The 23,828-nt window shown below is 37.8% G+C and carries 23 protein-coding genes; 11 read left to right on the forward strand and 12 right to left on the reverse strand.

The annotated features are described in order from the left end of the window. The 6 genes from ileS to ABXZ36_RS01680 form a co-directional block, all read right to left on the reverse strand. On the reverse strand, nucleotides 1-3,402 hold the full coding sequence (gene ileS / locus ABXZ36_RS01655; protein ID WP_354613718.1) for an isoleucine--tRNA ligase: 3,402 nt from the start codon (nucleotides 3,400-3,402) through the stop codon (nucleotides 1-3). Nucleotides 3,403-3,531: 129 nt separating this feature from the next. Further along, nucleotides 3,532-4,479, reverse strand: coding sequence for a DUF4382 domain-containing protein (locus tag ABXZ36_RS01660; protein ID WP_354613719.1), 948 nt, complete (start codon nucleotides 4,477-4,479; stop codon nucleotides 3,532-3,534). Between the two features lie 511 nt (nucleotides 4,480-4,990). Then, nucleotides 4,991-7,405, reverse strand: a complete 2,415-nt coding sequence (locus ABXZ36_RS01665; protein WP_354613720.1) for a TonB-dependent receptor plug domain-containing protein — start codon at nucleotides 7,403-7,405, stop codon at nucleotides 4,991-4,993. A gap of 1 nt (nucleotide 7,406) precedes the next feature. Further along, complete coding sequence (gene recO / locus ABXZ36_RS01670; protein ID WP_354613721.1) at nucleotides 7,407-8,126, reverse strand: DNA repair protein RecO; 720 nt, start codon at nucleotides 8,124-8,126, stop codon at nucleotides 7,407-7,409. A gap of 113 nt (nucleotides 8,127-8,239) precedes the next feature. Further along, the gene (gdhA, locus tag ABXZ36_RS01675; RefSeq protein WP_354613722.1) at nucleotides 8,240-9,583 is read right to left on the reverse strand and encodes an NADP-specific glutamate dehydrogenase; all 1,344 of its coding nucleotides are present in this window, start codon (nucleotides 9,581-9,583) and stop codon (nucleotides 8,240-8,242) included. Between the two features lie 102 nt (nucleotides 9,584-9,685). Then, a complete protein-coding gene (locus tag ABXZ36_RS01680; protein ID WP_354613723.1) occupies nucleotides 9,686-10,840 on the reverse strand; it encodes a cystathionine gamma-synthase in 1,155 nt (384 codons plus the stop codon). Nucleotides 10,841-10,926: 86 nt separating this feature from the next. Between ABXZ36_RS01680 and ABXZ36_RS01685 the strand changes: the two genes are divergently transcribed. After that, entirely contained in the window at nucleotides 10,927-11,682 is a 756-nt protein-coding gene (locus ABXZ36_RS01685; protein ID WP_354613724.1) for a DUF3298 and DUF4163 domain-containing protein, read from the forward strand. Nucleotides 11,683-11,684: 2 nt separating this feature from the next. Here the strand turns inward: ABXZ36_RS01685 and ABXZ36_RS01690 are convergent, their stop codons facing one another. Next, nucleotides 11,685-12,140: a DinB family protein gene (locus ABXZ36_RS01690; RefSeq protein WP_354613725.1), complete on the reverse strand. Its 456-nt coding sequence runs from the start codon at nucleotides 12,138-12,140 to the stop codon at nucleotides 11,685-11,687. 85 nt (nucleotides 12,141-12,225) lie between these two features. On the opposite strand from ABXZ36_RS01690, the gene ABXZ36_RS01695 reads away from it, so the two are divergent. Both ABXZ36_RS01695 and ABXZ36_RS01700 read left to right on the forward strand, forming a co-directional pair. Then, complete coding sequence (locus tag ABXZ36_RS01695; RefSeq protein WP_354613726.1) at nucleotides 12,226-12,582, forward strand: arsenate reductase family protein; 357 nt, start codon at nucleotides 12,226-12,228, stop codon at nucleotides 12,580-12,582. Further along, on the forward strand, nucleotides 12,579-13,472 hold the full coding sequence (locus ABXZ36_RS01700) for a DMT family transporter (protein WP_354613727.1): 894 nt from the start codon (nucleotides 12,579-12,581) through the stop codon (nucleotides 13,470-13,472). The genes ABXZ36_RS01695 and ABXZ36_RS01700 overlap by 4 nt, the downstream gene beginning before the upstream one ends. Here the strand turns inward: ABXZ36_RS01700 and ABXZ36_RS01705 are convergent. Next, nucleotides 13,456-13,932, reverse strand: coding sequence for an acyl-CoA thioesterase (locus ABXZ36_RS01705; RefSeq protein WP_354613728.1), 477 nt, complete (start codon nucleotides 13,930-13,932; stop codon nucleotides 13,456-13,458). The two genes, ABXZ36_RS01700 and ABXZ36_RS01705, sit on opposite strands and share 17 nt — an antisense overlap. Nucleotides 13,933-14,063: 131 nt before the next feature. On the opposite strand from ABXZ36_RS01705, the gene ABXZ36_RS01710 reads away from it, so the two are divergent. From ABXZ36_RS01710 to ABXZ36_RS01725, 4 genes are all read left to right on the forward strand, one after another. Next, a complete protein-coding gene (locus tag ABXZ36_RS01710) occupies nucleotides 14,064-15,038 on the forward strand; it encodes an NAD(P)H-dependent flavin oxidoreductase (RefSeq protein WP_354613729.1) in 975 nt (324 codons plus the stop codon). Nucleotides 15,039-15,070: 32 nt separating this feature from the next. After that, the gene (locus ABXZ36_RS01715) at nucleotides 15,071-16,036 is read left to right on the forward strand and encodes a YheT family hydrolase (RefSeq protein ID WP_354613730.1); all 966 of its coding nucleotides are present in this window, start codon (nucleotides 15,071-15,073) and stop codon (nucleotides 16,034-16,036) included. 43 nt (nucleotides 16,037-16,079) lie between these two features. Further along, nucleotides 16,080-16,559, forward strand: a complete 480-nt coding sequence (locus ABXZ36_RS01720) for a c-type cytochrome (protein WP_354613731.1) — start codon at nucleotides 16,080-16,082, stop codon at nucleotides 16,557-16,559. A gap of 89 nt (nucleotides 16,560-16,648) precedes the next feature. After that, nucleotides 16,649-17,101, forward strand: a complete 453-nt coding sequence (locus ABXZ36_RS01725; protein WP_354613732.1) for a tRNA (cytidine(34)-2'-O)-methyltransferase — start codon at nucleotides 16,649-16,651, stop codon at nucleotides 17,099-17,101. Nucleotides 17,102-17,137: 36 nt separating this feature from the next. On the opposite strand, the gene ABXZ36_RS01730 is transcribed toward ABXZ36_RS01725, so the two are convergent. Further along, on the reverse strand, nucleotides 17,138-18,712 hold the full coding sequence (locus tag ABXZ36_RS01730) for a SulP family inorganic anion transporter (protein ID WP_354613733.1): 1,575 nt from the start codon (nucleotides 18,710-18,712) through the stop codon (nucleotides 17,138-17,140). A gap of 502 nt (nucleotides 18,713-19,214) precedes the next feature. On the opposite strand from ABXZ36_RS01730, the gene ABXZ36_RS01735 reads away from it, so the two are divergent. Further along, nucleotides 19,215-20,216, forward strand: coding sequence for an NAD(P)H-dependent glycerol-3-phosphate dehydrogenase (locus tag ABXZ36_RS01735; RefSeq protein ID WP_354613734.1), 1,002 nt, complete (start codon nucleotides 19,215-19,217; stop codon nucleotides 20,214-20,216). Between the two features lie 48 nt (nucleotides 20,217-20,264). Here the strand turns inward: ABXZ36_RS01735 and ABXZ36_RS01740 are convergent, their stop codons facing one another. Together ABXZ36_RS01740 and ABXZ36_RS01745 are read right to left on the reverse strand one after the other, a co-directional pair. Beyond that, nucleotides 20,265-20,579 (reverse strand): antibiotic biosynthesis monooxygenase family protein, encoded by a 315-nt coding sequence (locus tag ABXZ36_RS01740; protein ID WP_354613735.1) that lies wholly within the window; start codon nucleotides 20,577-20,579, stop codon nucleotides 20,265-20,267. Nucleotides 20,580-20,583: 4 nt separating this feature from the next. Beyond that, on the reverse strand, nucleotides 20,584-20,940 hold the full coding sequence (locus tag ABXZ36_RS01745; protein WP_354613736.1) for a hypothetical protein: 357 nt from the start codon (nucleotides 20,938-20,940) through the stop codon (nucleotides 20,584-20,586). 61 nt (nucleotides 20,941-21,001) lie between these two features. Here ABXZ36_RS01745 and ABXZ36_RS01750 point away from each other — a divergent pair, with 61 nt between their 5' ends. Next, nucleotides 21,002-21,490, forward strand: coding sequence for a CvpA family protein (locus tag ABXZ36_RS01750; protein ID WP_354613737.1), 489 nt, complete (start codon nucleotides 21,002-21,004; stop codon nucleotides 21,488-21,490). 64 nt (nucleotides 21,491-21,554) lie between these two features. On the opposite strand, the gene ABXZ36_RS01755 is transcribed toward ABXZ36_RS01750, so the two are convergent. Beyond that, the gene (locus ABXZ36_RS01755) at nucleotides 21,555-22,202 is read right to left on the reverse strand and encodes an SOS response-associated peptidase (protein ID WP_354613738.1); all 648 of its coding nucleotides are present in this window, start codon (nucleotides 22,200-22,202) and stop codon (nucleotides 21,555-21,557) included. Between the two features lie 444 nt (nucleotides 22,203-22,646). Between ABXZ36_RS01755 and ABXZ36_RS01760 the strand changes: the two genes are divergently transcribed. Together ABXZ36_RS01760 and ABXZ36_RS01765 are read left to right on the forward strand one after the other, a co-directional pair. Next, a complete protein-coding gene (locus ABXZ36_RS01760; RefSeq protein WP_354613739.1) occupies nucleotides 22,647-23,123 on the forward strand; it encodes a CAP domain-containing protein in 477 nt (158 codons plus the stop codon). Nucleotides 23,124-23,228: 105 nt separating this feature from the next. Then, entirely contained in the window at nucleotides 23,229-23,768 is a 540-nt protein-coding gene (locus tag ABXZ36_RS01765; protein ID WP_354613740.1) for a 3-hydroxyanthranilate 3,4-dioxygenase, read from the forward strand. Nucleotides 23,769-23,828 lie beyond the last annotated feature (60 nt).

Below are 23,828 nucleotides of genomic sequence, written 5' to 3' on the forward strand. Positions count from 1 at the left end.
TTAATGTTTTTGGATAAACAATTTGGTATTCACTTGATCAAAGGTGATGTCGGTTCCACTTTCTAATTTCTCTTCAAAAATTAGCTCTGCAGTCAACGTTTCGGTTTTAATATATTCTATATTACTTGCAACGGCCAATTCTACACATCCGTCCTTCAATAATTTCACGTCAATTTTATCAGTTACCTCATATCCTGAATCCTTTCTCAAATTTTGGATACGGTTTACCAATTCCCTAGCTATTCCTTCTTTCCTCAGCGTTTCGTTGATGGTAACATCCAAGGCCACTGTTAACGACCCTGAGCTGGCCACCAGCCAACCTGCTATGTCTTGGGAAGAAATCTCTACATCTTGTAACTGTAAAATAAGGTTTTTATTTTCAATCTGTAAGGATATTTCGCCCTCTTGCTCTATTTTCTGGATATCCTCCTGTCCTAATTGGGCCACAGCACTTACAATTGCCTTCATATCCTTGCCAAACTTTGGCCCCAAGGTTTTAAAATTAGGTTTTATCTGTTTTACCAAAACCCCAGATGCATCGTCCAATAATTCAATTTCCTTTACATTCACCTCCGATTTGATAAGATCGGCAACCGCCTCAATCTCTGCTCTTTGACGATCATCTAATACGGGAATCATGATTTTTTGTAAAGGCTGACGCACTTTTATTTTTTCCTTTTGACGTATGGAAAGCACCAAAGATGAAATGGTCTGTGCCTTTGCCATCTTGCTTTCCAATTCCGGGTTTATCATTGTCGCATTAAATGTAGGAAAATTCGCTAAATGAACACTTTCAAAACGTTCTTTCTTGGTAACTGACGTTAAATCTTTATAAAGTTGGTCCATAAAAAATGGGGCCACTGGTGCCGACAATTTAGCTACGGTCACCAAACAGGTATACAACGTTTGGTAAGCCGAAATTTTGTCTTGCTGGTAATCACCCTTCCAAAAACGTCTTCTACTCAAACGCACATACCAATTACTCAGGTTCTCTTGTACATATTCCGAAATGGCCCTAGTGGCTCGCGTCGGTTCATATTCCGAATAAGCCTCATCCACCTTTTTAATGAGTGAATGTAGTTCGGATAAGATCCATTGGTCTATTTCGGGACGTTCCTTTAATGGAATATCTGCTTCCGCATACTTAAATTCATCTATATTGGTGTACAGCGCAAAAAAGGAATAGGTATTATACAACGTACCGAAAAACTTACGCTTAACCTCAGCAATACCTTCAATATCAAATTTTAAGTTGTCCCAAGGGTTTGCATTGGAGATCATATACCAGCGAGTGGCATCTGCTCCATACTCTTGCATAGTTTTAAAAGGGTCTGCCGCATTCCCCAAACGTTTGGACATCTTTTTACCTTCTTTATCCAAAACTAAGCCGTTAGAGACTACATTTTTATAGGCAACAGAATCAAATACCATAGTGGCTATAGCGTGTAGGGTATAAAACCAACCACGGGTCTGATCTACTCCTTCCGCGATGAAATCTGCCGGAAAAGTCTTTCCTTCGTCTATTAAGTCTTTGTTTTCAAATGGATAATGCCACTGTGCATAAGGCATGGAACCACTATCAAACCAAACATCAATGAGGTCGTTCTCCCTTCTCATAGGCTTCCCAGATTTGGAAACCAAGGTTATCTGATCTACGATATTTTTATGTAAATCTATCTTATCATAATTCTCTTCCGACATATCCCCGGTAACAAAATCGGCAAATATGTCCTTCTCTAAAACACCAGCCAAAACTGCCTTGGCCATTTCCGACTTCAATTCTGCCACAGAGCCTATGATGATCTCTTCCTTTCCATCTTCTGTTCTCCAGATAGGCAAAGGTATTCCCCAATACCGGGAACGGGAAAGATTCCAATCATTGGCATTGGCCAACCAATTTCCAAACCTACCTTCCCCAGTAGCTTTTGGCTTCCAGTTTATGGTCTGGTTGAGGCTAAACATTCTATCTTTAATGTCGGTCACTTTAATAAACCAAGAATCCATTGGGTAATATAATATAGGCTTATCAGTACGCCAGCAGTTAGGATAACTATGGACATACTTTTCTACCTTAAAGGCCTTATTTTCTTCTTTTAATTTAATGGCAAGTTCTACATCCACAGATTTCTCTGGGGCCTCTCCTTCGTTATAATATTCGTTCTTCACATATTTACCTGCAAATTCCCCCAATTCTGCACGGAACTTTCCTTGTAAATCAACTAAAGGAACTGGATTGTCATTTTCATCCAATACGAGCATTGGAGGGATTTCTGGTGTTGCCTGTTTAGCCACCAAAGCATCATCTGCCCCAAAAGTAGGAGCGGTATGCACTATCCCAGTACCATCTTCTGTGGTCACAAAATCTCCAGTGATTACCCTGTACGCATTCTCTGGATTTTGATAAGGTTGGGCATACGGTAATAATTGCTCATATCTAATTCCTACCAGATCTTTCCCCATATAGGAACCTTGAACTAAAAACGGAATTTTCTTATCTTCTTGTTTGTAATTGGCCCAATCCTCTAAAGTTTCTACTTCTTCAAATTTACCTGTAAACTGTTTGGCAACCAATGATTTTGCCAACACCACATTGGAGGGTTCATAAGTGTACTGGTTGTAGGTTTTTACCACAACGTATTCAATCTTAGGACCAACGGTTAAAGCGGTGTTAGATGGCAATGTCCATGGGGTTGTTGTCCATGCCAAGAAAAAGAGCTCTCCTTCAATACCTTTCATGGAAGTGGGAAGTGAATCTTTTAAAACTTTAAATTGAGCAGTTACCGTAGTATCCGTAACATCTTGGTAGGTGCCAGGTTGGTTCAACTCATGGGAACTTAAGCCTGTTCCCGCTTTTGGTGAATATGGCTGAATGGTATATCCTTTGTAAATAAGGCCCTTATCGTAGATTTGCTTAAGTAACCACCATACGGTCTCCATATATTTGGATTTGTAGGTGATATATGGGTCTTCCATATCTACCCAATACCCTACTTTTTCCGTCATATTGTTCCATACATCTGTATAGCGCATCACCGCTTTTTTACACGCTGCATTGTAATCTTCCACGGAAATTTTGGTGCCAATATCCTCTTTGGTAATTCCCAATTGTTTCTCCACACCTAGTTCAATAGGAAGACCATGGGTGTCCCATCCTGCTTTGCGCTTTACTTGGAAACCTTTCATAGTCTTGTACCTAGGGAATATATCCTTGATTGTACGGGCCATAACATGGTGAATACCGGGCATTCCATTTGCAGATGGTGGACCTTCATAAAAGACATAGCTATCCTTACCCTCCCTACTAGTTACACTTTTTTCAAAAATCTGATGTTCTTTCCAATAGTGTAATATCTCCTCGGCAACTTTTGGTAAATCTAACCCTTTGTATTCTGCAAACTTCATAATAACAGCTTCTATTGCATTATTTTAAGTTTGCAAAACTAGTGATTTTTCACTAGAATACTTTCTGTTGAAAAACAAAAAAAGGCCCTTGATTAAGGGGCCTTTAACTAAGATGAAATATTTACTTTATTATTTACTTCCAGTAATGGTCACATTTGCACTTATTTGCAGCGAGGAGGCTACACTAAGGGCTCCTAAATTTAAACCTGTAGTAGATTCCGCATTCAACATAGAACTAAAAAAGAATTTATTGTTATCCTCTGTATAAGAAGCAAAAACCAACTCATATTCCCCTTCTTTCAAAAAGCTCAAGTTATAAGATTTGTTTAAACCACTTACCTCCGAACTAGTCACTGCATTTGCAAAAGTGACCTTACTTACACCACTACCTTTTGTTTCAGCATCTGCATTAAAGGTTCCTTTTTCATAAGCGTAAACAATGATCTTATCTGACGTGTTGTTTGCGTCATTTGCCGTTCCCGAAATCTTACCCGACAAATCCTCATTTACTACTCTGATACCTGCCGAAAACTCGCTCATTGTAACAAAATTAAAATCATTGGAAAGTGTGTTCTGATCTTCCTTAACCGTTTTTCTAAGGTCAAAATCGATTACTACTTGGTTGACTGATTTTGCCAAAACCTCAAATTTATCTTGAATAGCTATTTTGTTGGAAGAAGCAACCAAGGCATCTTTTGTCCCATCAGCCATTTGAACATAACACCCTGGAGCATTCCCGTTCACATCCTTTTCAAAATCCACTTCAAATTCTATATTTGAGTAAGAACCTGCCTTTAAGTCCAAATTACCCAAGGTTTCTGTCTTACCATTAACCAAGGCAGCCAAGTTGACCGTTGTAGCGGTAAAAGCTTCCAATGCCTTATCATCTACCTTAACATTCGTGATCGTCACTACTACTGCCTCCACGTTAGCATTGTCAATTGGGGCATCTGTAACTTTAAAAGTGGTGTCATATGATTCCGCCTCCATTCCGGAGTCATCGTTGTTGTCGTTACATGATATGAAAGCGAAAAAAGATATTAAAATAATTCCTGCGTTTTTTAAATAATTCTTCATAAGATTTGAAATTTGTTCGTTTGGGTATATAACAAGTGAAGCCTGCTTTACCCTAACCCGAAAATGTTAAAATCCTATTAAAGAAATCCAATTTTTGCCTACTTTATTGATGTACAGATAATTATAATTACTATTAAATGTTTTTGTTTTTCATTCTTTAGTTTTATCATATGTATTATACATATGAATCTAAGCACCAATAGTGTAAAAAGGTGTTTTAAAGCGTCTTTATCTTTCTAATCATAGAGGCTACCTTGATTTCTTGCAGGGGAATAGTAGACAAAACTGAAGAAGCTAAGAAACAGGTAGAAAAAGCGATGGATGAGATGAGGACACCGTGGAAAAGGCTGGCGAATATGTAATTGATAAAAAAGAAGGCGTAGGTAACTTCAGGGTATAAGCCAGAGAGAAGAGTGATGATGCTATCAAGGAAGCAGGGAAAAACACGAAAAAGGTTACAGATAAGCCTATCTATGAAACCAAAAAATAGTTGCGGAAAGTAAAGAGACCATTAAAAATGATATCCCAATCCCAAAATTAAATTCGTGCCTGCTGCGGTAATTCCTGAAGAGTAGGGACGGTATCTCTGATTGGTAATATTCTCCAAACTAGCCGTTAATTTTAGGCTGTTGCTTAATTCATATTGTGAACGAAAATTTAATGTGTGCCAAGATGGAGAATAGGGGTTACCATTGGTATCTAGTTCATATATATAATCCTTGCTCATTTCCGAGGCTGCTAAATTAGCATTGGAAATCTCCCCATTATAGGCGAGAAATATATCAGCCTTAAATCTTTGATTCTTCCAAATAATATGCACATCACCAAAGGTTGGGGCAACATGCCTTCCAGGTGAATCTGTACCATCTTCCTCCTCTTCAATACCCTCTGTTATAGTAAGATTAGATTGGAAGGATAGATTTTCTGTTACATAAGCCTCCATTTCAATTTCAAATCCATAAACATATGCCTTGGCGGCATTCTGTATAGCTTGTACATTACTAAGTTCGCCATTATATTCTATTTGATTCCGGCCATTAAACTGAAAATCGCGTCTTACCAAAGCATCAACAAGATACGTATAGAAAGTAGCTCCTTTCAAAACTAACTTGTCCTTAAAGTTTTTCCGAATCCCCACTTCCATATTATAGGCATATTCTGGTTGTAAATCGGGGTTTGGCACTACTACCGAACCAGGTTCAGAATCAAAAATCTTTCCAATATCATCTATATTGGGTGCTCTAAATCCTGTAGATCCGTTCCAAGTAATTTGCAGGTCTGGTTTGGGCAACCAGCTAAACCCCAGACTTCCAGTTAAGGCACCTGTGCTCAAATTAGCCTGCTGGAAAGGAAAACTATAATACGTGGTGTCAAAGTCTGCATTAATCCACACATGACTATAACGCATACCCGTGAGGATGGTCATATTGGGTTTCAATTTATATTCCACATTGAAATAGCCCGCCAAGGTTTGCCAAGTAGATCCGTCTGGATAACGAGAGGCAGAACCGGAAATCTCATTGGTTTGAATATCCTTTTGACTACCTTCTGAAGTGATTTTATTGAAAATATATTCTCCCCCATAATACAGGCGAAAATCCCCCATGCGCTTATTTTCAAAATCTATATTGGAAGAAAGGGCATCCACTTTTTCTGCCGTAGAATACAAAATAGGATTCTGAAAGCCTCTATCATTTCGACTTTCCTCAAAATGCTGGTAGGCATTCGTAATCTTTAATCCATCGTAAAATTTACCTTTACCTCTTTGTTCTGCCTGAATATTAGCCATAAACCATTTTTGGGGGCCGTAGTACCATTCTGCAGATCGTAAGCCATCCCCAGCCCTGTTAGGCCTTATCAATCTGTCATATCTGGAATAATCGGAAGTCTCTGAGTAATACAGACCCATATCTAGGTCCCAAAAATTAGTGGGTTTATAGGCAATCTTTTGCATCACGTTGATCTGGTCATAACCAGAAGAAACTTGTTTTCTTGGATTGGGATTATCCACCAATTGATCCCCGTTAACGGAGGGGATCACGAACGTATTTCTCAAATAAGATTCAGGACCATTCCTCCCCATTTTTAAATCACCAAAATCGGAAAAAGAAATACTGGTCAACAAGCCCCATTTCCTCTTCCCATAATTTAGATCGGCATGCCAAGTATTTTCATTATTGGCTGAGGAGTATCTATAATCCATATTCCCAGTAATACGTTGGCTATCCCCTACCGCCAAATGTGGAGTTTGCGTATAAAAATTCATTACACCCCCAATGGCATCACTACCGTATATCACGGATCCTGGCCCAAAGATTACTTCGGTATTTTTTATGGTAAACGGGTCTATAGAAATAATGTTTTGAATATTGCCCCCCCGAAAAATAGCATTGTTCATACGAATACCATCTACCGTAATTAAGAGTCGATTTGTAGCAAACCCCCTTATCATAGGACTACCTCCACCTAATTGGCTTTTCTGCACAAATATCTTCCCACTATTTTGCAACAGATCCGCAGAGGTTTGAGGCGATGTAAATGCGATGGTCTTGGCGTCTATAGACGTAATTTTTTGAGGAACATCTTTCCGCTGTTGCTCCCATTTGGAGATGGACATGACCACCTCATCCAATTGCTCGGCATTCATGGTTAAATACACCTTGTGATTCCCCCTTTTTGAAAGCAAAGCATTGGAAGTCTTTTTAATTTGATATCCGATATGCTTAAAAATGATGCGCTCATTCAAAGTAAAAATTCCCAAGTCTGCCTTTCCGTAGAGATCCGAAATTACCGTTTTACTTTTATCGAGGTTATAAATGGCTACATTGGGAATGGGCTCTTTACTATCAGCATCCAAAATAATAAATTCTTGGGCCGAAGCCATCTGAAAAATTACTAAGCAAACAAGGAAAATTATTTTGCGCATACTAACTGAAAACTTCATTTAAAACCGCTAGAGATTTTGGTTTTCGAAATCCCTGTAAGTGTAATTCATAATATAAAATCAGCGATTTTAGCAATTCTTGCCGGTTCACCTTTTTCATTTTTACAGAATGTAACTCATCAAATTTTATGCCCAAAAACGTTTTAAAGAAAATTAAGTTTTCCCCATATAACATGGGGTGCAATGTAGGGCTCTGTCCAAACTCTCCAGCAACCAAATCAAAATAGGGGGCGTCTGTTGTATCCAGCTGCGGGAAAAAGCCAAAATACTTGGTCAATCGCAATAAAAAATGCAAGTGAAAATTAGAGATCTCATGGTGTGTATCTAACCACTGCAACGATGCCTCTATAAATTGGAACAGTTCCTGGTTTTCCTCTTCCTCAAAAATACTATTAGCCAGCATTTCTGCTAAAAATAGGGTCATGGCATTTTTTGTTATGTTGGTATGTAAGGATTCGTAGTGGTAATTTACCCGAACCTCCCTGATACTTTCCATGGTTCCCTTGTTTTTGTGGTAAGCTACCACTTCCAATTGCATCAAAGGCTGAAAATAAGCCGATTTCATTTTCCCCTTTTTAGATGCCAAAATCCCTTTTAGCAGATATGTTTTTAAGCCACTTTGCTCCGTAAATGCTTTTACGATAAGACTGGTATCACCGTATTTAAGCCCTGAAAGAACTATAGCCTTAGTTGTTATTTGCATTGAAAGTGTTTAGGAATTTCAAAGATAGGAGGTTCGCACTATATAAAATAAGACAAAAACAAAAAGGCTTTCCAAAACAACTGGAAAGCCTTTTATATTATCAAAAGATGTCTTTAAATAACACCTTGGGCAAGCATAGCATCCGCAACCTTCACAAAGCCAGCAATATTTGCTCCCTTTACATAATTACAATATCCATCCTCATCCTTACCATATTGTATACAAGAATCGTGGATATCCTCCATAATTCCTTTTAATCTGTCGTCAACCTCTGCTCTTGTCCAGCTTATCCTCAATGAGTTTTGTGACATTTCCAAACCAGAAGTCGCAACACCTCCGGCATTAGAAGCTTTTCCTGGTGCGAACAATATTTTGGCATCATGGAACTCGTAGATCGCTTCTGGCATAGAAGGCATATTGGCTCCTTCAGCAACACAAATACATCCGTTCTTGATAAGTGTTTTAGCTTCCTCTCCATTCAATTCATTTTGAGTAGCACATGGAAGAGCAACATCACAAGCAACACCCCAAGGTCTTTCCCCTTTATGGAAAGTAGCAGATTTATATTTTTCAACGTACTCGGAAATTCGACCTCTTTTGTTATTTTTCAAATCCATAACAAATGCCAATTTCTCTTCGTTAATACCATCCTTGTCATGAATAAAGCCTTCAGAATCTGATAAGGTAAGGACCTTGGCTCCTAATTGCAATGCCTTTTCAGCAGCGAATTGAGCTACGTTTCCAGAACCTGAGATCACAACATTCTTCCCTGAAAAATCTTTCCCTTGCGTCTGCATCATACTTTGTGCAAAATACACTGTACCGTATCCAGTAGCTTCAGGACGAATTAAGGAACCACCCCAAGAAAGGCCTTTTCCTGTAAGTACTCCAGTAAACTCATTTCTTATCTTCTTGTACATGCCGAATAAGAAACCTATTTCCCTGGCACCTACTCCTATATCTCCAGCAGGAACGTCAGTGTTTGGGCCAATATGTCTGCATAATTCAGTCATAAAAGCATGGCAAAAACGCATTACTTCGTCGTCTGACTTTCCTTTAGGATCAAAATCAGAACCTCCTTTACCACCACCCATAGGCAAGGTGGTTAAACTATTTTTAAATACTTGCTCGAAAGCCAAGAATTTAAGGATACTTGCATTTACTGTTGGGTGAAAACGCAAACCACCTTTGTATGGTCCAATGGCAGAGTTCATTTGAACCCTATATCCCCTGTTTACATGAATCTCTCCATTATCATCTACCCAAGAAACTCTGAAAGAAATTAATCTCTCTGGTTCTACCATCCTTAAAAGGATATTCTTCCCGTTGTAGATATCGTGTTTTGCTATATAAGGTATTACGGTTTCAGCTACTTCATGAACTGCCTGAATGAATTCTGGCTCGTGTCCATTTCGAGTTGTTACCTCGTCCATAAACGCTTTAATCTTTGCTTCCATAAAAACTTGATTATTATTAATCTTGATGAATTAAAAATATACGGGCAAAATTATAGTATTCCAACAATTTAGAGCCTATTTTTTTAAAAATTTGACAAAAAATTATCCAATAGCCTGTTCTAAATCGGCTATAAGATCGTTTTCGTCTTCAATACCAACGCTTAAGCGAATCAAGGCATCTACAACCCCATGTTTTTCGCGTTCTTCTTTTGGGATACTTGCGTGCGTCATACTAGCCGGGTGTCCCGCTAAGCTTTCAACTCCACCTAAAGATTCGGCCAAAGTGAATAATTTTAATTTTTCTACGATAGCTATGGCATCTTTATAATTAGCCCCTTTGGAGACAAAAGAAATCATCCCTCCAAAATCTTTCATTTGGCTTTTAGCAATATGATGGTTTGGGTGATCCTCAAAACCAGGCCAATACACCTTTTCAATTTTTGGATGGTTCTTCAGATATTGGGCAATGGCCCTACCATTCTCACAATGGCGTTGCATTCTAATATGTAACGTTTTTATCCCTCTTAATACCAAAAAACTATCCATGGGTCCGCAAACCGCCCCACTGGCGTTTTGAATAAAGTACAACTGATCTGCTAATTCTTTATCCTTTACCACTAAGGCCCCGACTACCACATCGCTGTGGCCTCCCAAATATTTTGTGGCAGAATGCATAACGATGTCGGCCCCTAAGTCCAACGGTAGTTGTAAATAAGGCGTGGCAAACGTATTGTCTACAGCCAAAAGAATATTGTGCTTTTTGGCCAATTTTGAAACCGAAGCAATGTCAATAACATTCATCATGGGATTCGTGGGTGTTTCCACCCAAATGAGTTTTGTTTTCTCAGTAATATAATCAGAAATTTTTTCCGCATTTTGCATACCTATAAAATGAAAGGTAATCCCAAATTTTTCAAAAATCTTTTTGAACAACCTATAACTACCCCCGTAAAGATCGTTGGTGGATACAACCTCATCTCCCGGAGACAATAATTTTATAACAGCATCTATAGCAGCTAATCCACTACCAAATGCCAAACCGTAATTTCCATTTTCTATACTCGCTAAGGAATTTTCCAATGCGGTCCTAGTAGGATTTGCACTTCGGGAATATTCGAATCCCTGATGCCCACCGGGTGTGGTTTGTGCATAGGTAGACGTTTGATATATTGGAGGCATTACAGCACCGTAAGCCTTGTCTGGGTGTTGCCCACCATGAATGGTTTTACTATTGAATCTTAAGTCTTTATTGCTCACATTAAAATTTTCTACTACAAATGTATTGTTATCTTTTGATGAATGCAATGAAGCAGTACATTTGTAACCCAATCAACCTCAATTCTATGAAGCACCTTTTGTCTTTTTTAATAGTACTTATTCTGACCTTTGCCAGCTGTGAAAAAGAAGATAAAATAGCTTTTGAACCAATTGTATATTTAGGTGATCAATGCACTAATTGTACAAGTGTAAAAATAAGCATTCCCAATGCCCTGGAAGATTCAAAGATCTCAAAGACTATAAACAATTCTCTAAAAGAAGAAATCATCTATTTGTTGACCTTTGAAGATGGCATTAACGTTACCACAATTGAAGAAGCAATCAGCTCTTTCAAGAATGGGTATACAATACAAAAAAACAAGTTCCCAGATGAATCTATAGGTTGGGAGGTTAAGATTGATGGAGAGGTTGCTTATGAGGATGAGAATATAGTAACCATTCAATTAAAGACCTATATTTTTACCGGTGGCGCACACGGGTATACGCCCACTCGCTTTCTAAACTTTGACAAAAAGAAAGGTTTGGAATTAGAAAATTGGGAGTTATTTAAAGATCTTGACACCTTCATACACTTTGCCGAAACCAAATTTAGAATCCAGGAACATGTGCCTTTAGAAAAATCGATTAACAGTACAGGTTTTATGTTTGATGATAACAGGTTTTACCTTTCTGAGAATATAGGATTTACCAAGGAAGGTATGAAGCTTTTTTATGACCAATATGAAGTGGCTTCTTATGCGGACGGCCCCATTGTATTAAACTTGCCCTACAATGAGGTCCAGGATTATTTGGCGTTTAAACTAAAAAAAAATGACAATTAATTTTAAACTGCCCTTTTTAAAGCTAGAATAGCACCTAAGTGTAATCCTTCATGAAACATGTTGAACGCTATGGAATCTTCTACTTTATTCAAGGTGACATTCACACTTGTGGTATAACTGTTAAATTCGATGAATAGACCATTCTCATAGTCTTCTTTGAGCCATTCTATAGTAGAAAATAAAAGTGCTTCCAACTTTTTTATCTCTTCATCTGATACTTCTCCTTTAGGAAATGTCCCTTTTTTGTAAGCTTCGACCATTTCATCATCAACCCTCATTTGAAGATTACTCATTTTATAAACCAATAATTGTTGGGTGACCACTACGTGGGCAATGTTCCACCAAATGTTATTGTTGAAGCCTTCCGGAATTTTGAAAAGTTTCTCCCTTGGTGTTTCTGTGAGAAATTTGTACAATATTTTTCTATTCTGAAGTGTAATATCTAGTAAGTATTCCAATGTTTTGATTTTTTTATAAAAATAGTACAATCCATTTGAATTGGGTTTCTTTGTGTTGAATTTACCTTAAAATTTGGTTTTGGTCATGACAAAAAAAATATATCATTTAAGCACCTGTGATACCTGCAAGAGAATATTGAAAGAGTTGCAACCTCTTGATGATGTAGTTCTACAAGACATAAAAACAGTTGCGATTACCACCGAACAATTGGAAAAAATGAAATTTTTGTCTGGCAGTTACGAAAGTCTGTTTAGCAAAAGGGCGAGGATGTATAAGGAAAGAGACTTGGGCAGTAAAGATTTAAAGGAAGAAGATTTAAAGGCATTGATATTAGAACATTACACCTTTTTAAAACGGCCAGTGATCCTGATAGACAATAAAATCTTTATTGGCAATAGCAAGAAAGAAATGACGGCTGCTAAAGAAGCCCTGCACTCTTGAGCAAAAGAACCCTAGCCATCCTAGCAGCTATTGGGGCTACCATAATATATGGTATTAACCATACTTTAGCCAAAGGAGTAATGCCGACGCATGTAAAACCATTTGGGTTTATTTTCATTAGGGTAACAGGAGCCGCCATACTTTTTTGGGGCATATCTTTTTTTGGTCCCAAAGAAAAAATAGAACGCAGGGATTGGCTTCGGGTGTTGGTCTGTGCTATCTTGGGAATGGTTATTAATATGTTGGCCTTTTTTAAGGGATTGGACTTGTCCACCCCCATCAATAGTGCCGTATTGGTCACCATAACCCCAATCATAGTAGTGGTGTTATCCGCACTTCTTATAAAAGAAAAAATTACCTTATTAAAAGGATCTGGGGTGTTCCTAGGATTTATAGGAGCCTTAGCACTTGTCCTTTTTGGTGGGGAAATACGGCAAGACGCACCCAATATTCCCCTAGGAAATGCTCTTTTTATCCTTAATGCCACTAGTTACGGCGCCTATTTGATTGTTGCCAAAAGCCTGATTGAAAGATATCACCCCTTTACCATAATGAAATGGCTGTTCACCATTGCAGTGATAATAAACCTTCCCATAACATATTCCGAGTTTAGTGAAATCCAATGGTCCCAAATGCCACCGAACGTGTATGGTGTTATCGCCTTTGTAGTAATCGGCACCACTTTTCTTACCTATTTATTCAATATATATGCATTAACCCAATTAAAGGCCTCTACCTTAGGGGCCTTTGTTTACATACAACCACTGATAGGAATTCTTTTTGCATTGACTACAGGGAAGGATTACCTCACCTTGATCAAAATACTAGCCATAGGCTTGGTCTTAGTAGGAGTATATTTGGCCACAAAAAAACCTAAACCAAGTCCATAGGTTTTTTAGCAAATTTGCGAGTATCTTCTTTGGTTAAGATTCGGAATACGGGTGACTTTTCTATTGCATTGAAGTTATTCAAAAACTCATTGCTTAGACCCGTTAATGACCTAGTATTCATATCTATCCAAGCTCCCATCATTTCACAATGCGCAAAATTTTTTCCCTCCCCATCATAAAAGTTGTGGTGAAATTCGAAGAACATGCCGTCTTCACTCATACCCACCAATTCAAACGATACCTTTACTGGCTTACCAAGAAATACCTCTTTAAAATAGTACATGTGTTCATAGAAAACTACGGGTCCAATATGGTGGTCGGCCATCGATTTTTGATTGAAGACAAGTTCATTAAGAAAGGCAATACGGGTATGGCCCATATAATTTACATAGGCCGTATTTCCCAAATGCCTGTTCGCATCAACATCGCCCCACCGAATTTCAAACTCTTTTAAATACATTATTTAGAATATTTTTTTGCTATGCATGCATAATAATTGTAAAAATACCATAGTTTTGAGATGGAGAGCTACTCTAAAATAAAAAAAACAACAATTATACTTACATTTAAGATTCTATAAACAGATTAGACATGAATTCAAAAGCTCCATTCGTTAAGGATCTTGCACTACCAGTTATTGCCGCTCCAATGTTTTTAATATCAGGACCAGAATTGGTTATCGAATGCTGTAAAAATGGCATTGTGGGTACTTTTCCCGCTCTTAACCAACGGACCAGTGAAGGTTTTGAGGAATGGCTGATTCAAATAAAGACTGCCCTAGAGAAATTTGAAAAAGAAACTGGTAAAAAGCCTGCTCCCTTTGGAGTGAATCTTATTGTACACCAAACCAATCCAAGATTACAAGCAGATCTAATGCTATGCATTAAACACAAAGTGCCCCTAATTATTACCTCCCTTGGAGCAGTATCCAAAGTGGTGGATGCCATCCATGGATATGGCGGGCTCGTATTTCACGATGTAATTAAAAAAAGACATGCAGAGAAAGCTGCAGAAGCAGGCGTTGACGGGCTAATCCTTGTCGCCGCAGGAGCAGGAGGGCATGCGGGTACCATCAACCCCATGACCTTAGTAGCAGAAATTAAACGCTTCTATCACAAGACAGTTATCCTTTCTGGCTGCATCAGTACAGGGCGGGATATTGCCTCCGCTATGCAAATGGGGGCTGATTTGGCCTACATGGGCACCCGTTTTATCAATACCACAGAGAGTATGGCTAATGATAATTATCGAAAAATGATAGAAGATTCTACTGCTAGTGATGTTATATACACTGCAGCTATATCTGGGGTCCACGCCAATTTTCTTGGGGATAGCTTAAAGGCCGCTGGCATTACAGCAGAAGATCTAAAAAAAGATACCAAGGTCGATTTTGGCAAGGAAATGGATACAGAAGCCAAAGCTTGGAAGACCATTTGGTCAGCAGGACAAGGTGTAGCCACAATAGACGACACCATTTCGGTTGAGGAACTAGTAAACAGACTAAAAACAGAATTTACATTGGCTATAAAGGAACAAATAAAACTATTGGAAGTTTATCCTAAATAACCTATACATCACTATCAATCTAAGGTAGAACAATGCCCATAATCACCTCAAAATATCAGCCTCCCTTTATATTTAAAAATGGAGATTTAGCTACCATTTATGCTGGAATGCTCCGCAAAATTGACCTTATTGTTCAGCAAAGGGAACGAATTTCCTTGTCTGATGGAGATTTTTTAGATTTAGATTGGAGTTTTTCCATCAGAAAAACCAACAAGGTTGCTATTCTACTTCACGGATTGGAAGGAAATGCCCAAAGGCCCTATATTACGGGAAGTGCTAAAGCTTTAAATAATGACGGCTTTGATGTATGTGCCGTAAATTACAGAGGTTGCAGTGGGGAGACCAACCGTTTATTTAGATCGTACCATTCTGGCGCTACTGAGGACTTAGAAGCTGTGGTTCAACATGTGATCTCCAAGCAAATCTACGAGGCTATTGTATTGAAGGGATTTAGCTTAGGGGGCAACTTAGCCTTGCGGTATTTAGGAGAAAAAGGCCGAGATCTACCAAAGGAGCTAAAAGCTACTATTGCTGTTTCTGTCCCTTGCGACCTGCACAGTTCCTTAAAGGAATTATTAAAGCCTAGGAATTTCCTTTATGCCAAGCGCTTTAAAAAACACTTGATTGAAAAGTTGCTATTAAAACAAGAATTATTTCCTAAAAAGATTACTGCCTACAATATTCAAAATATCAGAACCCTAAAAGATTTTGACGACATTTATACCAGTAAGGCCCACGGGTTTAAAGATGCTCTTGACTATTATAAAAAATGTAGCTGTCTACCGTTGTTAGATAATATCGCTATCCCATCCTTATTGATCAATGCTCAAAATGATTCTTTCTTAGGACCTGAATGCTATCCCACTGGGGAAGCACAAAAAAATCAAAATCTTTTCCTAGAAATGCCAAAATTTGGAGGTCATGTAGGCTTCTACGCTCCCGATAATTTAACCTACACAGAAAAAAGAACTACAATTTTCTTGGAAGAAGTACTTTAACGGTCCTATTTATTATATTAGTGGTTATAAATAAGATTCTGAAATGAAAAAATTACTCGCAATTTTAGCTCTTGGCGCCATCATGGTTGGTTGTGGCGAAAAGAAAGATGAAAAAAAGGAAGGTTTTGAAATGAACCGTACCAAAAAAGAAGTGAAAGCGGCAGATTCTGAAGAAGGTGTTCCCGTTGATTTGAGTAACAAAGGTGTAGGTCCTATAAAATCTATGTCCTTTGATGATACAGTTGATGCTGATCTTGCGGCAATAGGAGAAGCAAAATACAGTGCCATTTGTACTAGTTGTCATATGGCAGAACAACGAATGATTGGGCCTGCCCTTAAAGACATTTATGATCGTAGAAGTCCGGAATGGGTAATGAACATGATTCTCAACCCTGAGGGAATGCTTAAAGAAGATCCTATTGCCAAAGCATTATTAAAAGAATATAACAATGCACAAATGATGAACCAAAATCTTTCTAAGGAAGATGCACGTGCAGTGGCTGAATACTTACGTACCCTGTAATTAGGATTATAGTAAAATTTTGGGTGCGCTTATCTTGAACATGTTTAGAGATAAGCGCACTTTTATATTTATAATTAAGAAACGAGATTATGGGGTTTAACATTGTGCTTCTAGAACCAGAAATACCAAACAATACGGGTAATATAGGCAGGTTAAGCCTCGCATCTGGATCTCACCTTCACTTGGTAAAACCCTTTGGATTTGAATTGGATGACAAACGAGTGAAAAGAGCTGGATTAGATTATTGGCAATACCTCACTCTCACCATTTACCAGAATGCAGAAGAATTCTTTGAAATACACAAAAATAAAAAAATGGCCTTTTTATCCAGTCACGGAACAAAAGACCATTGGGACATAGATTTTATAGATGAGATGTTTCTCGTCTTTGGAAAAGAATCCGCAGGCATATCCAAAGATATCCTAGAAACCAATGCGCACCAATTATTTAAAATTCCCATCTACAATGAGCATATCCGAAGTCTAAATTTGGCCAATGCTGTAGGGATTGTGGTATATGAAGGTCTTAGATGTCTTAGATAGGTTCTTTATCTTATAATTCCTTTTGTTTAAAATACTCTATTTTCCCACAGCAACCTTATAGGTTGGATCTTCCAAAACATTTACTTCTATTATGGCATCTGCATTTGCTAATAGCCGTTTACAATCCTTACTCAGATGCTTTAAATGAACCTTTTTGCCTACTTTAGCATAGCGTTCGGTAATTTTATTTAAGGCTTCAATACCAGACATATCCGCCACCCTACTCTCCTGAAAATCAATGATAACATCAGATGGATCATTAATAATATCAAATTTTTCACCGAAGGCAGAGGTAGATCCAAAAAATAGTGGGCCATATATTTCGTAGATTTTCACCCCGTTTTCATCAATGCTTTTACGTGCTCTAATACGTTTTGCGTTTTCCCAAGAATAGGCAAGTGCCGAAATGATAACTCCTAAAAGGACGGCAATAGCCAAATTATGGGTAACTGCAGTTATTAATGTCACCAATACCATAACCACTACGTCTGAGGTTGGCATTTTTTTGAAGGTCTTAAAACTCGCCCATTCAAAGGTGCCTATCGCCACCATAAACATTAGCCCCACCAATGCAGCCATTGGCAAACGTTCTATGACACTTGATCCAAACATAATAAACACCAACAACATAATGGCTGCTGTAATCCCGGATAAACGAGCTCTTGCCCCAGCAGATGTGTTGATTAAACTTTGGCCTATCATTGCACAACCACCCATTCCCGATAGGAAGCCTGAAAATATATTGGCTGTTCCCTGAGCAATACATTCCTTGTTTCCACTTCCCCGTGTATCGGTAATTTCATCAATAATATTTAGGGTCAAAAGACTTTCAATTAATCCTACGCCTGCTACAATTGCAGCGTAAGGAAATATGATTTTAAAAGTTTCCAAGGATAAAGGGATATTTGGAATCGACAAAGGAGGAAACCCACCTTTAATACTTTCTCCTGCCGCAATAGTATCGGCTACTGTCCGAGTGTCTACCCCAAAACCAATGACAATGGCAGAAACTACAACGATTGCCAATAGGGAAGATGGAATAGCTTTGGTGATCTTTGGGAAACCCCAAATAATAACCATAGTCAAAATGGTTAGCCCGAGCATGGTCCAAAATGCAGAACCTGATAAAAGGTCTGTAGTTCCCTTCTCATAAAAGTTAGGAAACTGTGCCATAAATATAATAATGGCCAACCCATTTACAAATCCGAACATCACGGGATGGGGCACCAATCTAATAAACTTCCCCAATTTCAATACCCCAGCCAATATCTGCAATAACCCGGCAATTATTACGGTAGCGAAAACATAATTCAATATTGTTTCAGGGGTTATGTCAGGAAAATTATCCTTCAACTCTAGAATAAGACCTATAAAAATTACAGCAACAGCCCCTGTCGCCCCAGATATCATGCCAGGTCTACCACCTAAAATGGAGGTAATCAAGGCAACTACAAAAGCAGCATAAAGTCCCGTTAAAGGAGAAAATCCAGGTATCAAGGCAAAGGCAATTGCTTCTGGAACAAGGGCAAAAGCCACGGTAATTCCCGATAATATTTCTGTCCTGTAATTAACCTTCTGTGAAAAATCAAATAGATTTAAATACTTCTTCATTAGATTTTGAATAAATAATTTATGACGACTGGCCAGCTATTCTGGGAATATCCCGCTTTGAAATTGTCAAATAAAAAACGATCCCGATAATTTCCATGCGATATCGTAATTAATAAAGCCGGCAAAAATACCAATTTTACTCGGTTAAAGCCATTATTGAGCAATTAATAGCCAGATTTTAGACGTATTTGTGAAATGATGAGGAATAGTAAACACATTTTGCACATCCCTTAAGCTTTACCCATAATGAATTTGCTATTACTACTTTATAACCATGGGCAATAGACCTTTTGGGGTACAAAAATAAGATTTAACTACATTACCATACTTATTTTTTTCTTTAGATTTGTTTGCTATTTTGAGTGCCCGAACTCCCTGTTTACAATTTTATTTTTGTATTTTTTCAGTACTCATTTCTTGGTAAGACGCATAACTATCTGTTTTTTAGCGGTTAAGGTGATACTCAGTTTTTTAAGTACATTTGGACAGAATAATTTTTTCAATGAAAAAAAATTTACAATTTGCTGTGTTGGGAGGTGGTAGTTGGGCTACTGCTATTGTTAAAATGTTAACCGAAAATTTAGACCAGGTCTTTTGGTATATGCGTAATGAAGATGCCATAAACCACATAAAGATCCAAAAGCATAATCCCAATTACTTAAGCTCAGTGGAGTTTAATATAGACAAGCTAAATCTAACCAGTTCTATTAATACTGCTGTTGAAAATTCAGATGTCTTAATCTTTGCAATTCCTTCTGCATTTTTAAATACAGAGCTATCACACTTAACTGCATCATTAAAAGACAAGATCATCTTTTCAGCAATTAAAGGAATTGTACCAGAAACAGGAATGATTGTTGGCGAGCACTTTCACGAAAAATATGACATCCCGTTTGAAAATATTGGAGTTATCACTGGACCTTGCCATGCCGAAGAAGTGGCATTAGAACGTTTATCATATCTCACCATTGCATGTGCGGACAAATCAAAGGCTCAACTGCTGGCGAAGAATTTAAGTAGTGAATACATAAAGACCAAAATCTCAGACGATATCATTGGCACGGAGTATGCAGCAATGCTTAAGAATATTTATGCCATCGCAGCAGGTATGGCCCACGGCTTAGGGTACGGAGATAACTTTCAGAGTGTATTAATGAGCAATGCCATAAGAGAGATGAAACGCTTTATAAAACGTGTTCACCATATGAAGCGCAATATTAATAATTCGGCATATTTAGGTGATCTTTTGGTTACAGGTTATTCAGTTTTTAGTCGTAACCGTATGTTCGGTAATATGATAGGCAAGGGGTATACCGTAAAAAGTGCCATGATGGAAATGAGTATGGTTGCGGAAGGATATTATGCCACAAAAAGTGCTTATCAAATAAATCAAAAGCACAAAAAGAAATCAAAGACACCAATTATGAATGCGGTTTATGAAATTCTCTACGAGAATAAGAATGCCAAACTAGTTTTCCAAAAGCTGACGGATAAATTGGATTAACCAACCAAGTGATCACAGTTGAAAATTAAATTCACAAAAGGATTAAAATTAATTTTCCTTACTGAAGCTATACTCCCGTTCAACCAAACATATTCGAACTTTATAGGAGCCGTACCAATCTGAAATGCCTTTTTTTTGGGCCAATATATGTTCTGTTTGCTGCTTCCAATCCGCGATTGCCTGTAAGTTTTTCCAATAACTCACCGTAATCCCAATATTATCCCGGGCACTTTCTATCCCAAGATATCCCGGTTGCTGTTTAGCCATTTCCTCCATCAAATTAGCCATTGAAGCGTACCCATTGTCTCCAACTGTTCTCGTAGAGGTGAAAATAACCGCATAGTATGGAGTATCAAGATGCATAAACTCAGTTGATATATTCCTTCTCCACAAAATAGCCAACTAGGGCCTCTTTCATTAAGATCGATTGCTCTCCCGACTTCAGGGTAGGTAGTTCTTCTTTTATGGTATAATGTGGCCAACCTTCTTCATCAAAAAAATGAAACTCGTAGTAGCCATAGGGCTCTAAAAGCCTACAAATGGCGATGTGCATTAGGTTCACTTTTTCATCCTTCTTGAACTCCCTATGCAATTGCCCTAATTCCTGAACGCCTACCAAATAAATTATAGCATCTAGCTCCAAAGGATCTCCATCTGCAAATTGGGCGGATAACTTGGTTACCAACACATCCCATCGTTCTTTTAATTCAATATCTCTAGCCATGACTTTTAAAGTAGCCCCAAAGGTACAAATCAAAATTCTATATTTGTGAAAACACAGTTATATGAGTTTTTTGGATATTGTTTTAGGCATCTTATTGCTTTTTGGGCTTTTAAAAGGGTTAAAAAATGGACTTCTAATAGAAATAGCCTCCCTTATTGCCCTAATAGCAGGTCTTTATGGTGCGATTCACTTCTCCTATATTGTTGGAAACTATCTTTCTGGGCATTTAGATTGGGATGAAAATTACATGAATCTTACAGCCTTTATCATCACCTTTATAATTATTATACTCTTGGTATCCCTTGTAGGCAGGCTACTTACCAAAGTAATTGATTTTGCCATGCTTGGACTTTTAAATAGAATTGCTGGAGGTGTTTTTGGCATGTTAAAAGTAGCCGTAATTTTGGGTGCATTTTTAATATTTTTCCATGACTCCGTTTTTAAATTCGGTATCGTAAACGAAGAAACCATTGAAAAATCTGTCCTCTATGATCCCATAAAAGAAATTGGAGCTTTTGTTTTTAGTAAGGTCTTACGACAAGAAAAATAATTATTGTTCCAGAAGGGCACATTACCATATAAAAGCGATTATTAGGCAGTATCACTATGTAAGATTAGATATGGCTATAAACCAACTCTTCGTAAACTAGCTCCTCAGAGACATCAGGCACATTCCCCATGTATTCCTTTCCTCTTAACCTTCCAACTGTGTAGGCTTCCAGTTTATTTTCAGGAAAGGCAGAAATCATCTTTTCTAACTGTTGTTTATCCAAATCATCATGAACGGGTTTTAACCATTCATTCTCTAATTCTGAATGTAAAATGACTGGCATTCTCGCTCCATTTAGTTTTGGATTGTTATGGATTTTAGACATCATAGAATTACCAGTTGTGGTTACAATAGAAAATGTATTTAGCCAGGTTTTTGTGTTGGCTTCATACCAATCACTCCACAATCCGGCTAATGCCATAGGACTATGATCTTTCTTTTCTATATAAAAAGGATAGGTTTTTCCATTAAAATGATGGTGTTCGTAAAAACCATCTATATAAATAATACAACGACTATTTTTCGCAGCCTCCCTAAACGATGGTTTTTCAAAGATGGTTTCTCCCCTTGCATTTAGGTTACTGTTCCATACTTTTTTTAGTTGATCCTTATTTTTTACCCAATGCGGTACTAAGCCCCAAGAAGATACTTCAGGATAAACAGGGGAGCGGTCCGTATAAATAAGAATTAGGATGGTTAAAACCAGACGCATGGTTCAAGGGAAGATCTGTTAATAGAATCAATTCCTCTTGAATTTCTTCCATAGCCTTTTGATCTCCACTTCTTTTGGCGCGGCTGAGTTGGGCTTCTAAACTGGCTTTAATATCGTAGCACATGATAATTAGTCTTAAAATATTCCTTAAATCGCAATTATTTAAAGTTATCGATTTTAAAGGAATCAATAAAATAATATTCATTTCCAGTTTTCTGTTCCACCGAATCGAAATAGATCATCCCTTATCCACATAAATGTAAGAACTCTATTACAATACTCTAAAACATGACACATTTCAGCGAAATATAAAGTCAGTTTATCCTATTTTACCTAAAAATGTAGTACTATTACATAGCAGTTGATCCCAAATCAACAGAACTAGAAGATCCCCCTTCCTCCCTACTTAGTACTTGAACATACCTACTTGCGATAGAACACTTTATGAAAACAAGGTTACACTTGGCTGCAGTGGTTTTTTTCGTTTTGTTGGTTTCATCTTGTAGCAAGGAATCCATTGACGATAGTTCCATTCCAAAAGCCGAAAATGCGGTTAGCGTAGAGCAAGAACTACTGGTCATGCTCAATGATTACAGAACTTCTTTGGGTTACTCCAGCCTTAATTTTAGTACCGTGGCCTATAATTATGCCAATGATCATACAGATTATATGATCGCTATGGGCACCATCAACCATGACAATTTTAGTGCAAGGGCCTCTAAAATATCAACTGAGGTGAATGCTTCAATAGTGGCCGAAAATGTGGCTAAAGATTATACCTCCGCAAAAAAAGCCTTTGATGAATGGATGGCTAGTGCAGGACATAGAAAAAATATAGAAGGAGATTTTTCGCATACTGCAGTGAGCGTAAAAAAAGATAAGGCTGGTAATTTTTATTACACCCAGTTGTTCTACAAGTAGTCTTCTTTAAAAGCCATTTACTTTTCTTAAATTAGCGTTAGATTTATTTGGTATCCAAACCATGGAATGCTCAATAGGCAACTGAACAATTACAAAATTAAGAGTATGGCAATTCAGAAACCATTCAATTTAAACAAATGGATAGAGGAGAATAGGGATTCTTTAAAGCCACCCGTGGGCAATAAAAATCTCTACAAGGATGCAGGCGACTATATTGTAATGATCGTAGCAGGACCAAATGCAAGAAAAGATTACCATTATAATGAAACCGAAGAGCTTTTTTACCAATTAGAAGGTGCTATTGAAGTTCATATCCAAGAAGACGGAAAGAAAAAGACCATGATATTGGGTCCAGGAGATATATACCTACATCCCGCTAAAGTACCTCATTCCCCAGTTCGTGAAAAAGGGTCAATAGGCTTGGTCATAGAACGTAAAAGATCTGAACTAAATATAAAAGACGGACTACTATGGTTTTGCGATAATTGCAATCATAAACTATACGAAGTATATTTCCCATTAAACAACATTGAAAAAGATTTCCTTGGGCATTTTAAAACGTTTTATAACTCCAAAGAACTCAGGACTTGTGACAATTGTGGAACGGTAATGCCTTTGGATGAACGATATACCGTCAAAGATTAACCTTGTCAAAAGATATTACCCCTTGTGAGAAAAATCTTCATTATATTTGATTTGTAACTT

Source organism: Sediminicola arcticus (assembly GCF_040566695.1).
GTDB lineage: Bacteria > Bacteroidota > Bacteroidia > Flavobacteriales > Flavobacteriaceae > Sediminicola > Sediminicola arcticus.